Here is a 16,581-nt window from a genome sequence, read left to right on the forward strand (position 1 = left end):
GATATTTGTCATAATCCTATGGAAACCAACGCTGTAAATTTGTCTATATAAATTAATACACTTTTAGTCATGAGCACATATCAAAAATATTTAGACACGTATACAAGAGGTTTTATGGGATTTAATACGCTTGCTGTATTACTTCAGAGCGGATTGGGTGGCTTTGCAGCCATGCTGATATTGCAACATGGAAATTCAGTTGCGCAAATGGTACAGTTATTCTTTGTGGTGATTACCTGTAGTGTTTTCAACGGTACCGTTTTAGCGCAGATGAAACCTCAGGTTGTATTTAATACTTTGCTGCTAAGCATTGCCGTAAGCATTACTGCTATTATTACAAATATCTTTTTTATCGGTTAATATCCTCAACTTCGGTTAAGATAGTAAGGGGGTTGTCCTGAGTGAAGGGCAGCCCTTTTTATATGTCTTTTTTGCACAAGGGTTTGTGGTATACCGGGAAATTGCATGAATTGGCGATAAAGCACCTTTTGTTGGCTTTATTGTGCAATTCATTCGCTTTTTCCATCATCGGTGTTTCTTTTACAGTTACTACAGGATTTAAGGTGACGCTTGTAAAATGTCCGCTACCATCCGGTGTTTCAGTCATAGTTCCTTCTGCATTGTCAGTATATGCAGTAACGATAATGCCGGCTTCTGCGCAAAGATGCAGATACCATAACATATGGCAGGAAGATAATGAAGCCAGTAAGAGTTCTTCCGGATTATAACGCGTAGCATCTCCAAGGAAGTCCGGATCAGAAGAACCTTCTATCGTTGGTTTTCCTTTAACTTCAATAGTGTGGTCTCTGGTATAGGCTTTATAAGTTTCTGTACCTTTTCCTTTATTGCGCGTCCAGTTTATGATTGTGTTATAATAGTGCGCTTTCATATACCTAAGTTATTTAAAATGTAGTTATTTAGAGATGAATTCCACACTTTTTGTGGAATTCCACAGACAAGCCACGCCAAATTAATATATATAAGTTTTTGTTTTTCAGGTAATTATATGTTTAAGGAGGTGAATGGTATGGTTTTTTCATAGTGTTATGTGTAAATATTTGAAAAAGAACACATTATGAAAAATTTATTTTTAGCAGCTGCTTTGGTACTTGGACTTGCAGCCAGCGCACAAACAGCAACTACGACACAAACTACAACTACAACATCCACACCGGCATCAGTACAGACAGTTCCTTCCCAAGATCAGGAAAAGGAATATGCTAAAGTAACACAATCAGAGATTGCTCCTGAAGTACTGAAACAAGCCGTTGCGAAATATAAAGGTTATCAGTTGGTAGAAGCCCTAAAAGCCGAGGATGGCAGCGACTACAAACTGGTACTTACCAAAGACGGTAAAGACATCGCAGCTTTTTATAAAGCGAATGGTGAATTTATAAAAGAAGTGGCGGCTTAACAAACCCACATACATCTGAAGACGAGAAGAGGCCTGAAAAGGTCTCTTTTTTTATGTTGATGGTTCACGATTGCCTTCGTTCAATGAAGAGCAACGCGCTATATTTAAAATGTCTGTGTACTTATTGAGGTTTTTGTATTATTCTTTCTATGCAGTAGTAAAGCCAAACCTATTGCAAAGAGCAGACAGTTTAAAACCATTAAGGGATATACAGTTGAAGAGTATTGTTTATGAGTTAGCTAATATTGCTCACAAATCTGGAAGTTTGTATATTTCAGCATATTTACAATCAGATACTTATGCAATATCTTAAATCCGGAGAGTTTTTTGGTGTAATTAACGAAACTACCAGGATGGAGGGTATTATATTGACTGATACTGAATATACCCATGAAAGAGTAGACTGGCATTATCACGAAAATCCTTATTTTACCTTTATACTGCAAGGAAATGTAATTGAGGGTAATAAAAAAGAAATTTATAATTGTAGTGCAGGGACACTACTTTTTCATAATTGGGATGATGCACACTATAATAACAAACCTCCCGGATTTACTCGTGGATTTCATATTGAGCTGGATAAAGACTGGTTTATGCCTTTTGGAATTGATATTGATAATTTACAGGGAAACATAAATATATCAGATCCAGCTGTAAAGCTTCTAATGTATGCCGTTTTTAAGGAAAATAAGCTAAACGGAAATGATTGCTTATTAGCTATTGAAGCATTATTAGTTGAAATGTTTACCAAAATGCAAGGTAATGCTAAACTCTTAAAAAGAGATAAGCCGCTTTGGGTTGAACGTATAAAAGAGATGCTTCATGAAATACCCGAAAATTTGAGGTTGACAGATATTGCAAACGATTTAAATCTTCATCCTGTTCATCTTTCAAGAGATTTTAGTAAGCACTTCAATTGTACCCTTGGGGACTATACCCGTAAAATACGATTAGAGAAAGCTCTCGTTTTACTTTCACGACTTGATTATTCATTAACTGATATTGCTATGGAATGTCATTTTGCCGATCAGAGCCATTTCATCCGTTCTTTTAGATCGCAATACTGTATTACCCCTCTGCAATACCGTAAACTACTCCTTAATAAATGATGATGTTAATATTGTTCTATTTTGCAGTATCCTTTATGTTCTACTTTTGACAAAAAACATCATTTATGCGTAGCTTTCTATTGGTTATAATTTGCCTGATATTATCCTTTAATCTTTTTGCACAAAGCGAAGACATTGTTAAATCGAAAGGCATTAAATCGAAATTACATGAAGTAAATGTTGGAAGGATTATCTTTACTCCGGGTGCTGTTGATGCAGACAATCTTTCAACTTCAGACTTTTTAACCGAATACCGGTTAACAAACAAGAGTGATTTATTTTTTACAGCTTTCATGGCTAATTCACTTACCAATTATATGCATCGGCTTTCTCCCGAAATCAGTGCTGACAGTCTGGCCAGAACAGGTAATTTTCAATTTAGCTTATTAGTGGATGGAAAGCTGATTTATAAAAGCAATCTTCTTCCGGGAGCGCCTTCCCGTGAAATCAGAGATACTGAAACAATACTGTCTAAACCTCTAATCAACAATTTAAACGGAGAAGGTTTGTGGTCGGAGTCATTTTGGGGAAGATTCATGCGTTTTGGTGGCGCTGATGCACTTACGGATGGCAGGCACCTGCTTAGGATGGAAATACGGCTTTATATTCATTTGGGTCAAACTGACAAAACAGGAGATCTTATGGCAGCAGGGGACCTTTGCCTAGAGGTATACCTTAAGCCAAAATTTGACCTGTCTGTTATTGATCTTTCAAAAATAGAACCGTATGAAGGACTGGAGGTATCAAGAGAAAAGTTTGACCGTAACAACATAAAAGAACTAAAGGGCAATATTGAAGCGGGAGTTTTTAAGAAAATTAATGGGATAATAGTTATTAAAAATAACAAGCTATTGATTGAAGAATATTTTAATGGTGAAACCCGTGATTCCCTTCATGACTCGCGTTCGGTAGGTAAATCATTTGCGTCTTCTTTAATTGGTATTACTATAGATGCCGGGTATATTGAAAATGAATATAAACAATTAAAGGATTTTTATGATTTAAGCAAAAATACAAATAACTCAGCTTTAAAAGAAAACACTTCCCTATATCAGTTGCTAACTATGAACTCTTCTTTTGATGGGAATGACGAGGATGGTTCATCTCCGGGTAATGAAGAGAATATGTATGAAACGGCCGACTGGGTAAAATTTGCTCTTGATTTGCCCATGACCACAAAACAACCTAAAGGGCACTGGCACTACTTTACAGCAGGTGTAGTGCTATTAGGAGATGTTTTAAATAAATCAGTGCCGGGAGGACTCGAAAAATATGCTGATGAGATGTTATTTAAACCTTTGGGTATTACCAATTACAAATGGCAGTATACGCCACAAGGTGTTCCCAATACTGCCGGAGGAATTCGCTTAAAGGCCATAGACTTTGCTAAATATGGTCAGTTATATAAAAATGAAGGCGTATGGAAAGGTAAGCAGATTATTTCAAAAGGATGGATTGACAAGACCTTTATGAAACAAAAGTTTTTACCCGGACGTGACAATGAGTTTTATGGATATCTGTTTTGGAACAAAACCTATAGCATAAATCAAAAAAAATGTGAAGCATGGTATTGCACAGGTAATGGAGGTAACTACATTTTTGTCTTTAAGGATCAGCCTTTAGTAATTGTCATCACTGCGAGTGCCTATGGCCAGGTTTATGGTCATACACAAGTGCATAAGATGATGGAGCAATACATTTTGCCGGCTGTAATTGATTAGTGTAATGCTCTTGTTGTAGCTTCACCAACCCCGATAGCTATCGGGAGAACCTGGATCAAAAGTTTAGGAAACTTTAATGATAAGAAATATAAAACCCGATTCATTTTCATGAACCGGGTCTTGTAGCCTCGCCAAGAATCGAACTTGGATCAAAAGTTTAGGAAACTCCCATTCTATCCGTTGAACTACGAGGCCGTAATTTTAGAGGTGCAAAGATATATAAATTAAAGCTATTATAAAAAATATATAGTTTTTTGAAAGCTCCCCCTATTGGGCTCGAACCAACCCCGATAGCTATCGGGGCTCTGATACCAGTCAGATGCTCTAACCAGGGTATTGTATTTTGAGTTTTGCGGCCATTTCAGGATACTGTATAAGGTTTTGTATATAAACCTTACTCTTCATGCTTTTAATGTGCTTCTCGATTGACAACATCTGTGATTTGTTTTCGCATTCAAGAGTAAATACTATTTGCCAGTCGTCAGCTTTATGAGTGTACTTATGGTTTTCTGCATTTTCATGAAAATCCATGCGTACATCTATGTTCGATGTCGCTCCGGTATAATATCGGTTTAGCTTTTCGGAAAAGAGAATGTATACAGTGTAATTCATAAAGTATATAAATGAAAAAAGCCACGCAATGCGTGGCTTTTGAAAGCTCCCCCTCTTGGGCTCGAACCAAGGACCCTCTGATTAACAGTCAGATGCTCTAACCAACTGAGCTAAGGAGGAAACTGTATATTGTTTCGTAATTTTGGTTAAACCCTTTCGGATTTTAATTACTTAATGTTTTAAAGACCGTTGTGCTTACTGGCGTATTGCCTTTATTGCGGTGCAAATATATAACCATTTTTAGTTTCTGCAAACAAAAACAGAAAAATTTTAAAAGAATTTTTTCGCGATAATATCATAAATATCTTTACCGAAAGTTAACACCATGAGGCTTAGTAAAATAACCATACCTACTGTTTGCACTACACTTGCCGCTTTATCGCTTAATTTTTTTCCGGTAACCATTTCGGCAATGGTAAACAGGGCATGACCACCGTCAAGACCCGGGATTGGAAGCACGTTCATGAACGCCAGTCCGATTGAAAAAAGCGCGGTAAACTTCCAGAAAAACTCCCAATTCCATGTAGTCGGCATATTGCTCGCAATACCCACAACACTTTTTACGTGCTTATAAGCACCTGTTGAAGGGCGAAGGATAAGCTTAAATTGTTTTACGTTATAAACAAGCAGGAAGTACGACTCTTCCATAGCCTTAGGTATCGCTGTGAAGAAATTATAATGTTCTGTAACGGTATATTCCGGATTACCTACAATATTATGGAACACTCCTATAGTTCCTTCTTCTTTGTCAACTTTTGTTTTTATCTGTAACGGAGCCCCGTTTCTTTTTATATCAAGGGTAATAGATCCGCCTTTGTTTTTAAACGCCTGTTCTGATACCTGTGCCCTGTACATAAGCGGCTTTCCGTTTACGCCAACGATAGTATCACCAATCATAAGCCCTGCATCTGCAGCAAAGGATTGTTTCGGGAAAGAATCTACCACGGTAGCGTTAACCATCGGATTCATAAAATCCCTTCCTTCTTTATCAAGAATCTCTTTTTTATTCTCGTCGGTAAGCTTAAGGTCCATAACCTTTCCATCACGCTGAATTTTGATGTCATCGCCCAGAAGCACGTCTAATATCATCCTGTCAAAACGCTCCTGGTATTTATCGTCTACGCTAACGATCTTGTCTCCGTTTTTAAAACCAACGTTAAGTCCGGTTTCGCCAAAAGCAAGGCCATCGCGCTGTACCATTTCGGTAGCTACATATTTTTTGCCGTATGTAGCGTATACTACAGTATAAATAAACCATGCCAAAAGGATATTTACTATAATACCACCCATCATTATGATAAGGCGCTGCCATGCCGGCTTAGAACGGAATTCCCAGGGTTTTGGTTCGCTTTTCATCTGCTCGGTATCCATGCTCTCGTCTATCATACCTGAAAGCTTTACATAACCACCAATAGGCAGCCATCCGATACCCCATTCTGTTTCACCAATTTTTTTCTTAAAAAGCGCAAAGCCCGCATCCATAAAAAGGTAAAATTTCTCTACCCTTACCTTAAACATTTTTGCGGTGATGTAGTGCCCAAATTCATGTAGTATTACAAGTATTGACAACATGAGAACCAACTGGGCAATCTGTACAAGTGTATCCATTCTAAAGTTTTAATTTCCTTTTATAAACGCACAAAAATAGCATTTTCTGTCTACCGTGCGCTATTTTAATCAAGAGGTTGTGTTTAAATATCTGTTAATAATCAAAAGTTATGCCCGCTGTTTCAATATGGAAAGGTAAATTTAACCTTACTTTTGTTTAGTAATACTATTTATACCATGAAAAAGATAAAAACAGCATTGCTATCATACGGAATGTCGGGAAAGGTATTTCATGCACCATTCCTGGAATTGCACGACGGATTTGAGCTTACCGGCTCGTGGGAACGCAGTAAGAAACTCATACAAACCGATTATCCTAACGTAAAAAGCTATGCTTCATTAGAAGAACTATTAGCTGATGATATAGAACTGGTAGTGGTAAACACACCGGTTGAAACCCATTATGAATATGCCAAAAAAGCACTTTTGGCCGGAAAACATGCCTTAGTAGAGAAAGCCTTTACCACAACGGCTGCCGAAGCCGAAGAACTTAATGCCATTGCTAAAGAAAAAGGACTGAAGCTTACGGTGTATCAAAATCGTCGTTGGGATAGTGATTTTCTTACCGTAAAACAGGTGGTTGACCAAAACCTATTAGGTGACATTGTGGAAGCCGAATTCCATTTTGACAGATACAATCCTCTGCTGAGCCCAAAAACACATAAGGAGACGGTTAATGCAGGTGCAGGTGTGCTGAAAGATTTGGGGTCCCATATCATAGATCAGGCATTGTACCTTTTCGGTTATCCTGAGGCGGTTCATGGCGATGTAAGGATTACCCGTGAAAATTCGCTGGTAGATGACTGGTTTGATATTTCCTTGTACTATCCGGACAAAAGAGTGAGGCTTAAAGCAGGCTTTTTTGTGCGCGAAGCCATTCCTGCCTACATAGTTCATGGTAAAAAAGGGACATTTTTAAAACAGCGCGGCGACATTCAGGAAGATGTGCTAAAAACCGGAGCAAAACCTAACCGTACCGACTGGGGTACTGAAGCTGCCGAAAAAGAAGGTTTGCTACATACCGAAATTGACGGAGAGGTTTTGCGCAAAAATATCCCAACATTACAAGGTAATTACTATGCATTGTTTGATGGCGTATATGAGGCTATTGCCGAAAATAAAACGGAACCCGTTACTGCAGAAGATGGTATTAAAACCATGAAAGTTATTGATGCTGCCTATGCCAGCAGTGAGCAGAAAAAAATCATTCAACTATAAATAGCTATGGAAAAAAGACAACTTGGAAACACAGAACTTTATGTATATCCCATAACATTTGGAGGGAATGTTTTTGGGTGGACAATTGATGAAAAGAAATCTTTTGAGATACTCGATGCCTTTATAGGCGCAGGATTTAACTTTATTGATACTGCTAATGTTTATTCGCGTTGGGCTGCGGGTAATGAGGGAGGTGAATCGGAAATGATCATTGGTAACTGGATGAAAAAACAAGGCAATCGTGAGAAACTCATTATTGCAACCAAAGTAGGTGCCGATATGGGAAGCGGCAAAAGAGATCTTTCAAAAAAATATATACTCAAAGCGGTTGAGGATTCCCTTAAACGATTACAAACCGACTACATCGACTTATATCAAACACATTGGGACGACGAAACTACACCTATAGAAGAAACACTTGAAGCTTATGCCCAACTGATAAAAGAAGGTAAAGTGCGCCACATTGGTGCTTCTAATCTTACTCCCGAAAGACTTAAACAGTCGCTGGATATTGCTGTTGCCAATAATCTTCCGGCTTATCAAACCTTTCAGCCTCATTATAACCTGTATGAACGTGAAGTCTTCGAAAATGGTTTAGAGCCTTTATGCCTTGGCAACAACCTTGGTGTGCTTAACTATTATTCACTCGCGAGCGGATTTCTTACAGGGAAATACCGTTCTGAAGCCGACCTGAACAAAAGCCAGCGCGGCGGAGGTGTAGCCAAATACCTTGACGAACGTGGTTTTAAAATACTTGCTGCCCTGGATGAAGTGGCTGCCGAACTGAACAGTACTCCGGCTACGGTGGCGTTGGCATGGCTTATCAACCGCCCGTCGGTTACTGCACCCATAGTAAGCGCTACAAGTACCACACAGTTAGACAGTATCATTAAAGCACCGGATTTGGAAATTACTGCAGACCAGTTGCATTTCCTTACTTCAGAAAGTGCATGGTAATTAATAGTATAGCTAAAATGAAAGTATTCACAAACAGGGTATTGCCGGAAAAGGTTTTTCAGAAACTGCAGGATGATGGCATTATAGTAACCGAATGGCTGGGCCAAAGAGAATTGACGCCGGATGAGTTTATAACCTACGCTCAGGAAGCTGATGGCATAATGCTTATGGCCGGCATGAAAATAAATGCCGACATACTACAGCAATGCAAAAACCTGAAAGTGATATCGCTGCATTCAGTAGGGTTTGACAATGTAGATATTGAAACTGCTACAAAATTGGGTATTGCCATAGGGCATACGCCCGATGTGCTTAGCAAAGCCACTGCCGATGCCGCTTTTTTGCTGATGCTTGCCACATCGCGTAAAGCATTTTTTCATCATAAAAGAGCCCTTAAAGGCGAATGGAAATCGTATGGAGATACAAGCGAACTGTTAGGGATTGATATTGAAGGTAAAACGCTGGGTATCTTTGGCTTGGGCAGTATCGGTTATGAGATGGCTAAACGCAGCAAAAATGCTTTCGGGATGGATATCCTTTACCATAATCGAAGCACTAACGAAAAAGCAGAGAAGGAACTTGGTGCCCGAAAAGTAAGCTTCGAAGAACTGCTGGAGCAAAGCGATGTAATATCCGTTCACGCTAATCTTACACCCGAAACCAAAGAAGTATTTAATGCATCGGCCTTTGCCAAAATGAAACCCAATGCCATATTTGTAAATGTAGCGCGTGGCGGAATCCATAATGAAGCCGACCTTAAGGCTGCCCTTGACAATAAAACCATTTGGGGAGCGGGGCTGGATGTTACCAATCCTGAACCTATGGCTATAGACAACCCACTGCTGGATATGCTTAATGTTTCGGTATTGCCGCATATAGGCTCCGCGGTTAAGGAAACCCGCGATGCCATGATGGAGCTGATGGTAGGCAACTTGCTTGCCGGACTTAAAGGAGAACAACTGCCGAAATGTGTGAATCCCGAAGTGTACAAAAAACAGTAATTACCCTATGAGCACAGAAGAACAAATATCGGCTTATCTGGCCTTCCTGCCTGAAACGCAACATAACGAGATGCAGGAATTACATGAGTTTATGCTCAGTATATTACCCGATGCCAAACTATGGTTTCTGGATGGCAGGAACGATGAAGGTAAAGTTGTGACCAACCCAAATATAGGCTATGGGGAATATACCATAAACTATAAGGACGGTACAAGCAGACCATTTTACCAGGTAGGCATCAGTGCCAAAGCCACCGGGATTTCCGTTTACATTATGGGGATTCCCGATAAAAAACACCTGCCGGATACCTATGGTGAAAAATTGGGAAAAGCAAAAGTAACCGGCTATTGCATTAACTTTAAAAAGCTAAAAGACATTAACCTGGATGTGCTTGAAACTGCGGTGAAAGACGGTGTTGGGATTTCGGGAGGAGGAAACTGATAGCTTGATTAGGCACGAGCGTGACGCTCGCGCCAGCGGAGGATAATTAGAGCATATCCGAGACATCGATTTAATTTTACACCTATTAATTTAAAACTTTTACGGGTATTACATTAGACTCTAACTCTCCATGGTAAATTTTAACATTGTTATCTTTGATAGTTTGCAAAACTTCTCTTGGAAGATTTACTTTTGATTTTGTAGTATCACTTGCAAAGTAAAGTTTTGCGTTATATTTCTTTCCTGAATCTACAATCCCATATCCAAGTCTAAAATCTCCATCATATGAAATGGTATCTGTTAAATTGATAGAATATTCGAAGTGAATAGTTTCATTAGGATGAATAAAAAAATTCGTATAACCTCCTTTACCGTATTCATACCTTAATAATTTATCATAGCCCAATCTTTGCGAAGCAACTTTTTTACTTTCTAATGTTTTATGGTCACATACAACCTGCTCTTTCGAACATCTCGGTGGATACAATAAAATATTATATCGTATTTCTTTACCATTCTCATAAAACATTCTTATTGATTTACCTCTATCATAAATGGAAGCATTCTGTTGATTATTTACATGAAAACTTCTACTATCAACTAAATTATTAAAATAATAGATATTATCACTATTGTTAGTTACAGTAAAATGGATAATGTTTAATGTGTCCTTTTGAGAATTAGTTTCATAGCAAGTCAGAGAATCATTGATGAGTTGTAACTCTAAATCATCTGTATTTCCTGAACATGAATACAACATGATTGTAATTAACAGTAAAAAGAAGTTAAGTTTCATTTTATTGGTTATTAGTTTATCCGTCACAAAACAAATCTAAACAAATTTATTCTCCTCTTAACCAATTATCAGTCAGGCTGTGTAATTTTGCAGCATGAATGTAGAAGTTAAAAACAGTACCCCACAACCTGATAGCCCAATTGCTTACCGCAAGGCGTATAAGGATGTAAAAGCGTCATACCTTAACAGGATACGTTGGGCGGTTACACTGTTTTACTTTTCTATGGGGCTTAATTTTGCTACCTGGGCGAGCCGCATCCCGGATATAAAGAGAGCCTTAAATCTTAGCGAAGGCGATTTAGGAACCATACTGTTCTGCATACCTGTGGGACAAATGTGTATGATGGCCTTCTCCGGCAGGATTGCTGTTAAATATGGCAGTCACCGCACAGCGGTTTTCGGACTTAGCTTTTACATTTCGGCACTTATGTTGCTTGGCCTTACACAGGATCAGTGGCAACTGTCACTCGCTTTGTTTTTCTTTGGTATATCCAGTAATCTTACCAATATATCGGTTAATACACAGGGTATTCTTACTGAAGGTGTTTTCCGCCGTCCTGTAATGTCGTCTTTTCACGGAGCATGGAGCACTGCCGGATTTACCGGAGCTCTGATTGGCATCCTGATGAAAGGCCTTAAGGTGGAACCTTACCTGCATTTCATCATTGTAGGGGTAATGCTTTGGGGGGTGATCTTTTTTAATTACAGATATCTCATAAAAGCCAAACGAATGGCTGCACCCAAAGAGAAAAAGAAACGTTTCAGTAAGCCTGATACGGTTTTGTTATGGCTTGGGGCTATGTCTTTCTGCTGTATGCTGAGCGAGGGTATTATGTTCGACTGGAGCGGGGTATATTTTACCGATGTCATTAAAGTCGACGGGCCTCTTGGCGTATTGGGTTATGCCTCATTCATGGCCATGATGGCAACGGGCCGTTTTATGGGCGATATTGTAGTGCGTAAAATTGGCCGTAAAAAAATGCTTATCATCAGCGGCTGCTTTATATCCATAGGGTTGTATACTGCCGTACTGCTGCCTTATATTGTACCTGCAACGCTGGCCTTTATGATGGTTGGCCTTGGGGTGAGTACGGTAGTGCCAAGTGTGTACAGCATTGCAGGCCGCAGGCCGGGTATGGAACCGAGTATTGCCCTGCAAACCGTGTCGAGCGTGAGTTTTCTTGGGTTTATGCTGGGGCCTCCGGTAATAGGTCACGTGGCACATGCCACCAGCCTGCGTATATCTTTTGCCATCATTGGAGCATTCGGGTTTCTAATTGCTTTTTTGGTCTATAAAGTAAAGGCTATTACTGCCGAGGGCTAATCCTAAAGTTTCCTTAAAGCCCTGTTTTTCCTAATTCTTTCCTATTTGTGCCAATAGTTTTGGCAGCAAAGGATTGAATTATGAAGAACGCCATTGCCATTATACTACTGATTTTTGTTTTCTTTTCTGCGAATGCACAACAAGCTAAAGATAGTGCTGTTCCGCCCCCCACGAAACCACTAAAACTGCACCACGCCGAACCTTTGTATATTGACCTTATCCGTGATTTGGGTGCGCGAAAGGGAGAAAAAGAGATAAATGTGGGTTTTGGGATGGCCGATGAGAAGAATTATACTTCTTACACCGGTTTTGCCGAATATGAGTTTGCTGTTGCCGACAGGCTTGGATTGGAAGTTGAGGTTCCGTTTGAGATATGCCAGGGTCAGCAACGCGATGACAGCGGTAGTTTTGATATGCCCGAAAACCGGTTGGAAGGACTGAAGGTTGCAACCCAATATACATTTTGGGTTTCAGAAAAATACCAAACATCAATGGCGGTAGGCTACATCCAGGAATTTGAGCTTTCCTGCTTTTCTGACCTGAGCCATAAAGGCAAATTGTTTGAAGGTACATTGTACAATCCTATTTTTATTGCTGCCAAAAGACTGACACCGCATATCCATACGCTCTTATATACGGGTCCCCTTATCGAACAGAAATTCGAAACCCATGAATGGAATACTTCTGCAGAAGTAAATGCTAATCTGCACTATGTTTTTACCAATGGTAACTTTGTAGGGTTAGAAACCAATATGGAATTTTCAGAAGAAAAACCATCAATAGTATTCAGGCCACAGGCTAAGGTGCAGTTCTCTGACAGGGTTAGTCTAGGACTTGCTCTTGGAGTCCCTGCAACTGAGCGAAGCAAGCACGGGCTTAGCGCCATGACAAGACTGATATGGATGCCTTAATTCTTTAAAAATTTCAGATCTGCACTACCTCTGTTAGTATGCAATGTCATAAAATAAACGCCCGTTGCAAAACCTGAAATATCCCAGGATGACGCACCGTTGGTTTCCAGTACTCTTTGTCCTAAAGTGTTGTAGATAATGGCCTCTTTTGCGATAACGCCATCAGCTAAAGCTGCGGTAAGCAGTGTGTTTGCAGGGCTGGGATACAGGTAAGGCGTAAAGTAATCGCCTATTACTGTAATCGTACTATTCTTGCTGATGATATCACTTTTTGGGTCAAAAATTGCCTGGGTAGCTGTGAAAGGAACATCAATAATAAAATCCTGATTGTTGGCAGTGTTTTCGAGTACATAATCCTGAACTTCTCCTTCCGGCCCTAAAAGTCTTATAGGGACTCCCATCTCAAAAAAGGAAACGGATTCATGCGATTGTTGCTGACCGATAGTAACCCGGGCTTTTCCACTTTCAATATTGTCAACGGTTATAGTATAAACCGGATATCCCTGATTGTATATCCAGTCGTTAAAGAACTCGGTCAGGTCAAGTCCTGAAGCGGCTTCAAGCTGTGTCTGCAACTGGGGTGTTTTGGCGTAGGCATAAGCCAGATCGGGATCGGCTAAATAGGCTTTTAAGGCCTGAAAGAAAACAGGGTCACTCAGTTTTACACGCAGCATATTCAGTACCATTGCGCCTTTGTTATAAGTAAGTCTGCTGCTAAAGATTCTGTTAGAATCTATTGTATCATTATCGGTAAGGTAAACATTTCCATCCGGAAGAGAAGTAATATTGGCAACGTTGCTTAGCTTCCAGTTTCTAAAGGCTTCGTTGCCATCAAGATGTTCTATCACCATACCCGAAAGGTATGTGGCAAATCCTTCGTTAAGCCAGATGTCTTTCCATGAGCCGCAGGTAATCTTGTCGCCAAACCACTGGTGTGCCAGTTCGTGGGCAATAAGGTTGCGCCCAAAGCTTCCCATAAAGGATACTGTGGTGTGTTCCATACCTCCGCCAAAACCACACTGGGCATGGCCGTACTTTTCATTGTGAAAAGGATAGGTTTCAAATGTCTGCTCGTAAAAATCCATTATTGGGATTGTAACAGCAAGGTTTTGCTCGTTTTGCGTCTGAGATTCCGGGTACAGGTAATTTACGATAGGGAATTGGTTAGGTGCAGTTCCAGCCTGCTGGGTAAAAATACCATAATTGCTTATGGCTATAGCTACAAGATAGGCCGGAATAGGGTATTGATGCCTGAAATGGGTGGTTTTGGTAATAGTGCCATTTCCGGCTTCGGGAATTTCCACGCCATTAGACACGGCAACATATTCTGCGGGGGCTGTTATATATACATCAAGGCTGTCTATTTTGTCAATAAGATCCTGTTTGCAGGGCCACCAGTCTTTGGCACCATAGGGTTCGGATAATGTCCATAATACAGGCGCTCCGGAATGTGTCCCTATTACAAATGCTTCGTTTTCGGTAGGAGGTGCTCCCGAATAGGTTATTTCGACCCTTGTCTGATTGCCTGCAGCCAATGTTGCAGGGAGTGTTATAACCAGTTCGTCATTTTCATTTTGGGCAAAAGCCAGATTGTTGCCATTTTGCTGAACCTGAGAAACAATAAGTTCAAAAGCCAGGTCGAATACTACCTCGGTCATGTCTTCTTTAGCTATGAAATCGGTAGTTACGGTGCCGCTGATGAAATGCACGGTTGGGTCGGCAGCCAGATCGAGCTTATGGTATACCACATCATAATTTCCGGTATGGGCATTGGCTGAAAATGTCATCAGGTTGTGCCCCGATTTCCTTTCGGCTTCAGCAATATCCTCTGTACTTTGCGCAAATACAGAAGCAAAGCCTAAAAGGCTGAGAAGTATGGGGGTAAAAATTCGGCTCATGGCAAAGTTTTTTTCAAATGTAATGAGAAAACTGTTTTGAGGCATGGGTTAAAGGTTGAAATATGCAGGATTTAAGCCAAAATTTGAAATATAAATTACTATTTTCGCCTCAATTAAAAAGTTTAATGGGTTGCTTAAAACAATTCATTAAATTTGCTCCACTTTATTAAAAAACAGTATCATGTTACAGACAGTATTTATTAGGGAAAACAGAGAAAAAGTGATACAGGCGCTTGGCAAAAGAAATTTTGATGCCACAGCACTTGTTGACGAAGTGATTGCACTTGACGAGAAAAGAAGGCACACTCAGGTGGAACTTGACACCATTTTATCTGAATCCAACAAACTGTCCAAAGACATTGGTGAACTGATGAAAGCAGGTGAAAAGGCTAAAGCTACCCTGCTTAAAGAAAAGACCACACAATACAAAGATAAAAGTAAAGAACTAAGCGAAACGCTTGCTACAGTTAGCGAAGAGCTTACTCAGGCACTTTACAAACTGCCAAACACTCCTGCCGATATCGTTCCGGAAGGAAAAACCCCTGAAGAAAATCTTGAGGTATACCGTCAGGGTGATATCCCAACGTTGTTTGAAGGTGCTTTGCCACACTGGGAACTGGCAAAAAAATATGACATCATTGACTTTGAGTTGGGTGTAAAAATTACAGGAGCAGGTTTTCCGGTTTATAAAGGGAAAGGAGCAAGGCTTCAGCGTGCGCTTATCACCTATTTCTTAGATAAAAATACCGATGCAGGTTATAAAGAATACCAGGTGCCACACCTTGTAAATGAGGCTTCAGGTTATGGAACAGGACAGCTTCCTGATAAAGAAGGACAGATGTATCACGTAGGCCTAGATGACCTGTACCTTATCCCAACAGCTGAGGTGCCGGTAACCAACCTTTTCCGTGATGTTATTATTGAGGAGAAAGACCTTCCTGTATTATGTACAGGTTACACACCATGTTTCCGTAGGGAGGCAGGTTCGTATGGTGCACACGTGAGAGGTCTTAACCGACTGCACCAGTTTGACAAAGTAGAGATCGTTCGCGTTGAGAAACCGGAGAACTCTTATGCTGCCCTTGACGGAATGGTAGATCACGTAAAAACAATACTTGACGAACTTGGCCTTCCATACAGGGTACTTCGCCTTTGTGGTGGCGATATGGGCTTTGCTTCGGCGCTTACATACGATTTTGAGGTGTTCTCTACAGCTCAGGACCGTTGGTTAGAGATCAGTTCGGTGTCTAACTTCGAAACGTTCCAGTCGAACAGGCTTAAGCTTCGTTTCCGTGACAAAGAAGGTAAAAACCAACTGGCACACACGCTTAACGGAAGCTCACTGGCATTACCAAGGGTACTTGCAGGAATCCTTGAAAACTACCAGACGCCTGAAGGTATCGTAATACCGGAGGTATTAAGAAAGTATACGGGATTTGATATTATTGACTAGTTACTTTTAGTTGCTGAGTTGCAAAGTGACAAAGTTTTGCGGTCTCAAGTAATAAATTAATATATTTGTTTATACCGAACGCGGGTAATGCTAAAAAGGTGTTATCCGCGTTTTGTA

The 16,581-nt window shown here is 40.2% G+C and carries 16 protein-coding genes and 2 tRNA genes; 11 read left to right on the plus strand and 7 right to left on the minus strand.

All coding sequences use genetic code 11. From position 1 onward, the window contains the following. The first annotated feature begins 69 nt into the window (after positions 1–69). On the plus strand, positions 70–360 hold the full coding sequence (locus tag DEU42_RS11565; protein WP_114758463.1) for a hypothetical protein: 291 nt from the start codon (positions 70–72) through the stop codon (positions 358–360). A gap of 58 nt (positions 361–418) precedes the next feature. Here the strand turns inward: DEU42_RS11565 and DEU42_RS11570 are convergent, their stop codons facing one another. Continuing rightward, complete coding sequence (locus tag DEU42_RS11570) at positions 419–889, minus strand: OsmC family protein (RefSeq protein ID WP_114758464.1); 471 nt, start codon at positions 887–889, stop codon at positions 419–421. Positions 890–1,075: 186 nt separating this feature from the next. On the opposite strand from DEU42_RS11570, the gene DEU42_RS11575 reads away from it, so the two are divergent. The 3 genes from DEU42_RS11575 (at position 1,076) to DEU42_RS11585 (ending at position 4,244) form a co-directional block, all read left to right on the plus strand. Further along, positions 1,076–1,414 (plus strand): hypothetical protein, encoded by a 339-nt coding sequence (locus tag DEU42_RS11575; protein ID WP_114758465.1) that lies wholly within the window; start codon positions 1,076–1,078, stop codon positions 1,412–1,414. Between the two features lie 299 nt (positions 1,415–1,713). Further along, complete coding sequence (locus DEU42_RS11580; RefSeq protein ID WP_114758466.1) at positions 1,714–2,523, plus strand: helix-turn-helix transcriptional regulator; 810 nt, start codon at positions 1,714–1,716, stop codon at positions 2,521–2,523. A gap of 65 nt (positions 2,524–2,588) precedes the next feature. After that, a complete protein-coding gene (locus tag DEU42_RS11585; protein WP_114758467.1) occupies positions 2,589–4,244 on the plus strand; it encodes a serine hydrolase domain-containing protein in 1,656 nt (551 codons plus the stop codon). Between the two features lie 123 nt (positions 4,245–4,367). Here the strand turns inward: DEU42_RS11585 and DEU42_RS11590 are convergent. From DEU42_RS11590 to rseP, 4 genes are all read right to left on the minus strand, one after another. Continuing rightward, positions 4,368–4,439, minus strand: a tRNA-Arg gene (locus DEU42_RS11590). A gap of 129 nt (positions 4,440–4,568) precedes the next feature. Further along, positions 4,569–4,856, minus strand: a complete 288-nt coding sequence (locus DEU42_RS11595) for a GIY-YIG nuclease family protein (protein ID WP_114758468.1) — start codon at positions 4,854–4,856, stop codon at positions 4,569–4,571. Positions 4,857–4,902: 46 nt separating this feature from the next. Continuing rightward, a tRNA-Asn gene (locus DEU42_RS11600) sits at positions 4,903–4,976 on the minus strand. 150 nt (positions 4,977–5,126) lie between these two features. Then, positions 5,127–6,464, minus strand: a complete 1,338-nt coding sequence (gene rseP / locus DEU42_RS11605; protein WP_114758469.1) for an RIP metalloprotease RseP — start codon at positions 6,462–6,464, stop codon at positions 5,127–5,129. Between the two features lie 177 nt (positions 6,465–6,641). Between rseP and DEU42_RS11610 the strand changes: the two genes are divergently transcribed. The 4 genes from DEU42_RS11610 to DEU42_RS11625 are packed head-to-tail and all read left to right on the plus strand — an operon-like array spanning position 6,642 to position 10,082. Then, a complete protein-coding gene (locus DEU42_RS11610) occupies positions 6,642–7,682 on the plus strand; it encodes a Gfo/Idh/MocA family oxidoreductase (protein WP_114758470.1) in 1,041 nt (346 codons plus the stop codon). A 6-nt stretch (positions 7,683–7,688) separates the two neighbouring features. Beyond that, the gene (locus tag DEU42_RS11615; protein ID WP_114758471.1) at positions 7,689–8,639 is read left to right on the plus strand and encodes an aldo/keto reductase; all 951 of its coding nucleotides are present in this window, start codon (positions 7,689–7,691) and stop codon (positions 8,637–8,639) included. 17 nt (positions 8,640–8,656) lie between these two features. Beyond that, positions 8,657–9,640 (plus strand): 2-hydroxyacid dehydrogenase, encoded by a 984-nt coding sequence (locus tag DEU42_RS11620; protein WP_114758527.1) that lies wholly within the window; start codon positions 8,657–8,659, stop codon positions 9,638–9,640. A gap of 7 nt (positions 9,641–9,647) precedes the next feature. Continuing rightward, the gene (locus tag DEU42_RS11625; protein ID WP_114758472.1) at positions 9,648–10,082 is read left to right on the plus strand and encodes a DUF1801 domain-containing protein; all 435 of its coding nucleotides are present in this window, start codon (positions 9,648–9,650) and stop codon (positions 10,080–10,082) included. A gap of 85 nt (positions 10,083–10,167) precedes the next feature. Here the strand turns inward: DEU42_RS11625 and DEU42_RS11630 are convergent, their stop codons facing one another. Continuing rightward, entirely contained in the window at positions 10,168–10,878 is a 711-nt protein-coding gene (locus tag DEU42_RS11630) for a hypothetical protein (RefSeq protein ID WP_114758473.1), read from the minus strand. Positions 10,879–10,972: 94 nt separating this feature from the next. Here DEU42_RS11630 and DEU42_RS11635 point away from each other — a divergent pair, with 94 nt between their 5' ends. Further along, complete coding sequence (locus DEU42_RS11635; RefSeq protein WP_114758474.1) at positions 10,973–12,202, plus strand: MFS transporter; 1,230 nt, start codon at positions 10,973–10,975, stop codon at positions 12,200–12,202. Positions 12,203–12,282: 80 nt separating this feature from the next. Further along, positions 12,283–13,113, plus strand: coding sequence for an HAEPLYID family protein (locus tag DEU42_RS11640; protein ID WP_114758475.1), 831 nt, complete (start codon positions 12,283–12,285; stop codon positions 13,111–13,113). Here the strand turns inward: DEU42_RS11640 and DEU42_RS11645 are convergent. After that, on the minus strand, positions 13,110–15,011 hold the full coding sequence (locus DEU42_RS11645) for a M1 family aminopeptidase (RefSeq protein WP_114758528.1): 1,902 nt from the start codon (positions 15,009–15,011) through the stop codon (positions 13,110–13,112). The two genes, DEU42_RS11640 and DEU42_RS11645, sit on opposite strands and share 4 nt — an antisense overlap. 181 nt (positions 15,012–15,192) lie before the next feature. On the opposite strand from DEU42_RS11645, the gene serS reads away from it, so the two are divergent. After that, positions 15,193–16,464 carry a serine--tRNA ligase gene (gene serS, locus DEU42_RS11650; RefSeq protein WP_114758476.1) on the plus strand — a complete coding sequence of 424 codons (1,272 nt, stop codon included), beginning with the start codon at positions 15,193–15,195 and terminating at the stop codon, positions 16,462–16,464. Positions 16,465–16,581 lie beyond the last annotated feature (117 nt).

Source organism: Flavobacterium sp. AG291 (assembly GCF_003350375.1).
Lineage (GTDB): Bacteria > Bacteroidota > Bacteroidia > Flavobacteriales > Flavobacteriaceae > Flavobacterium > Flavobacterium suzhouense.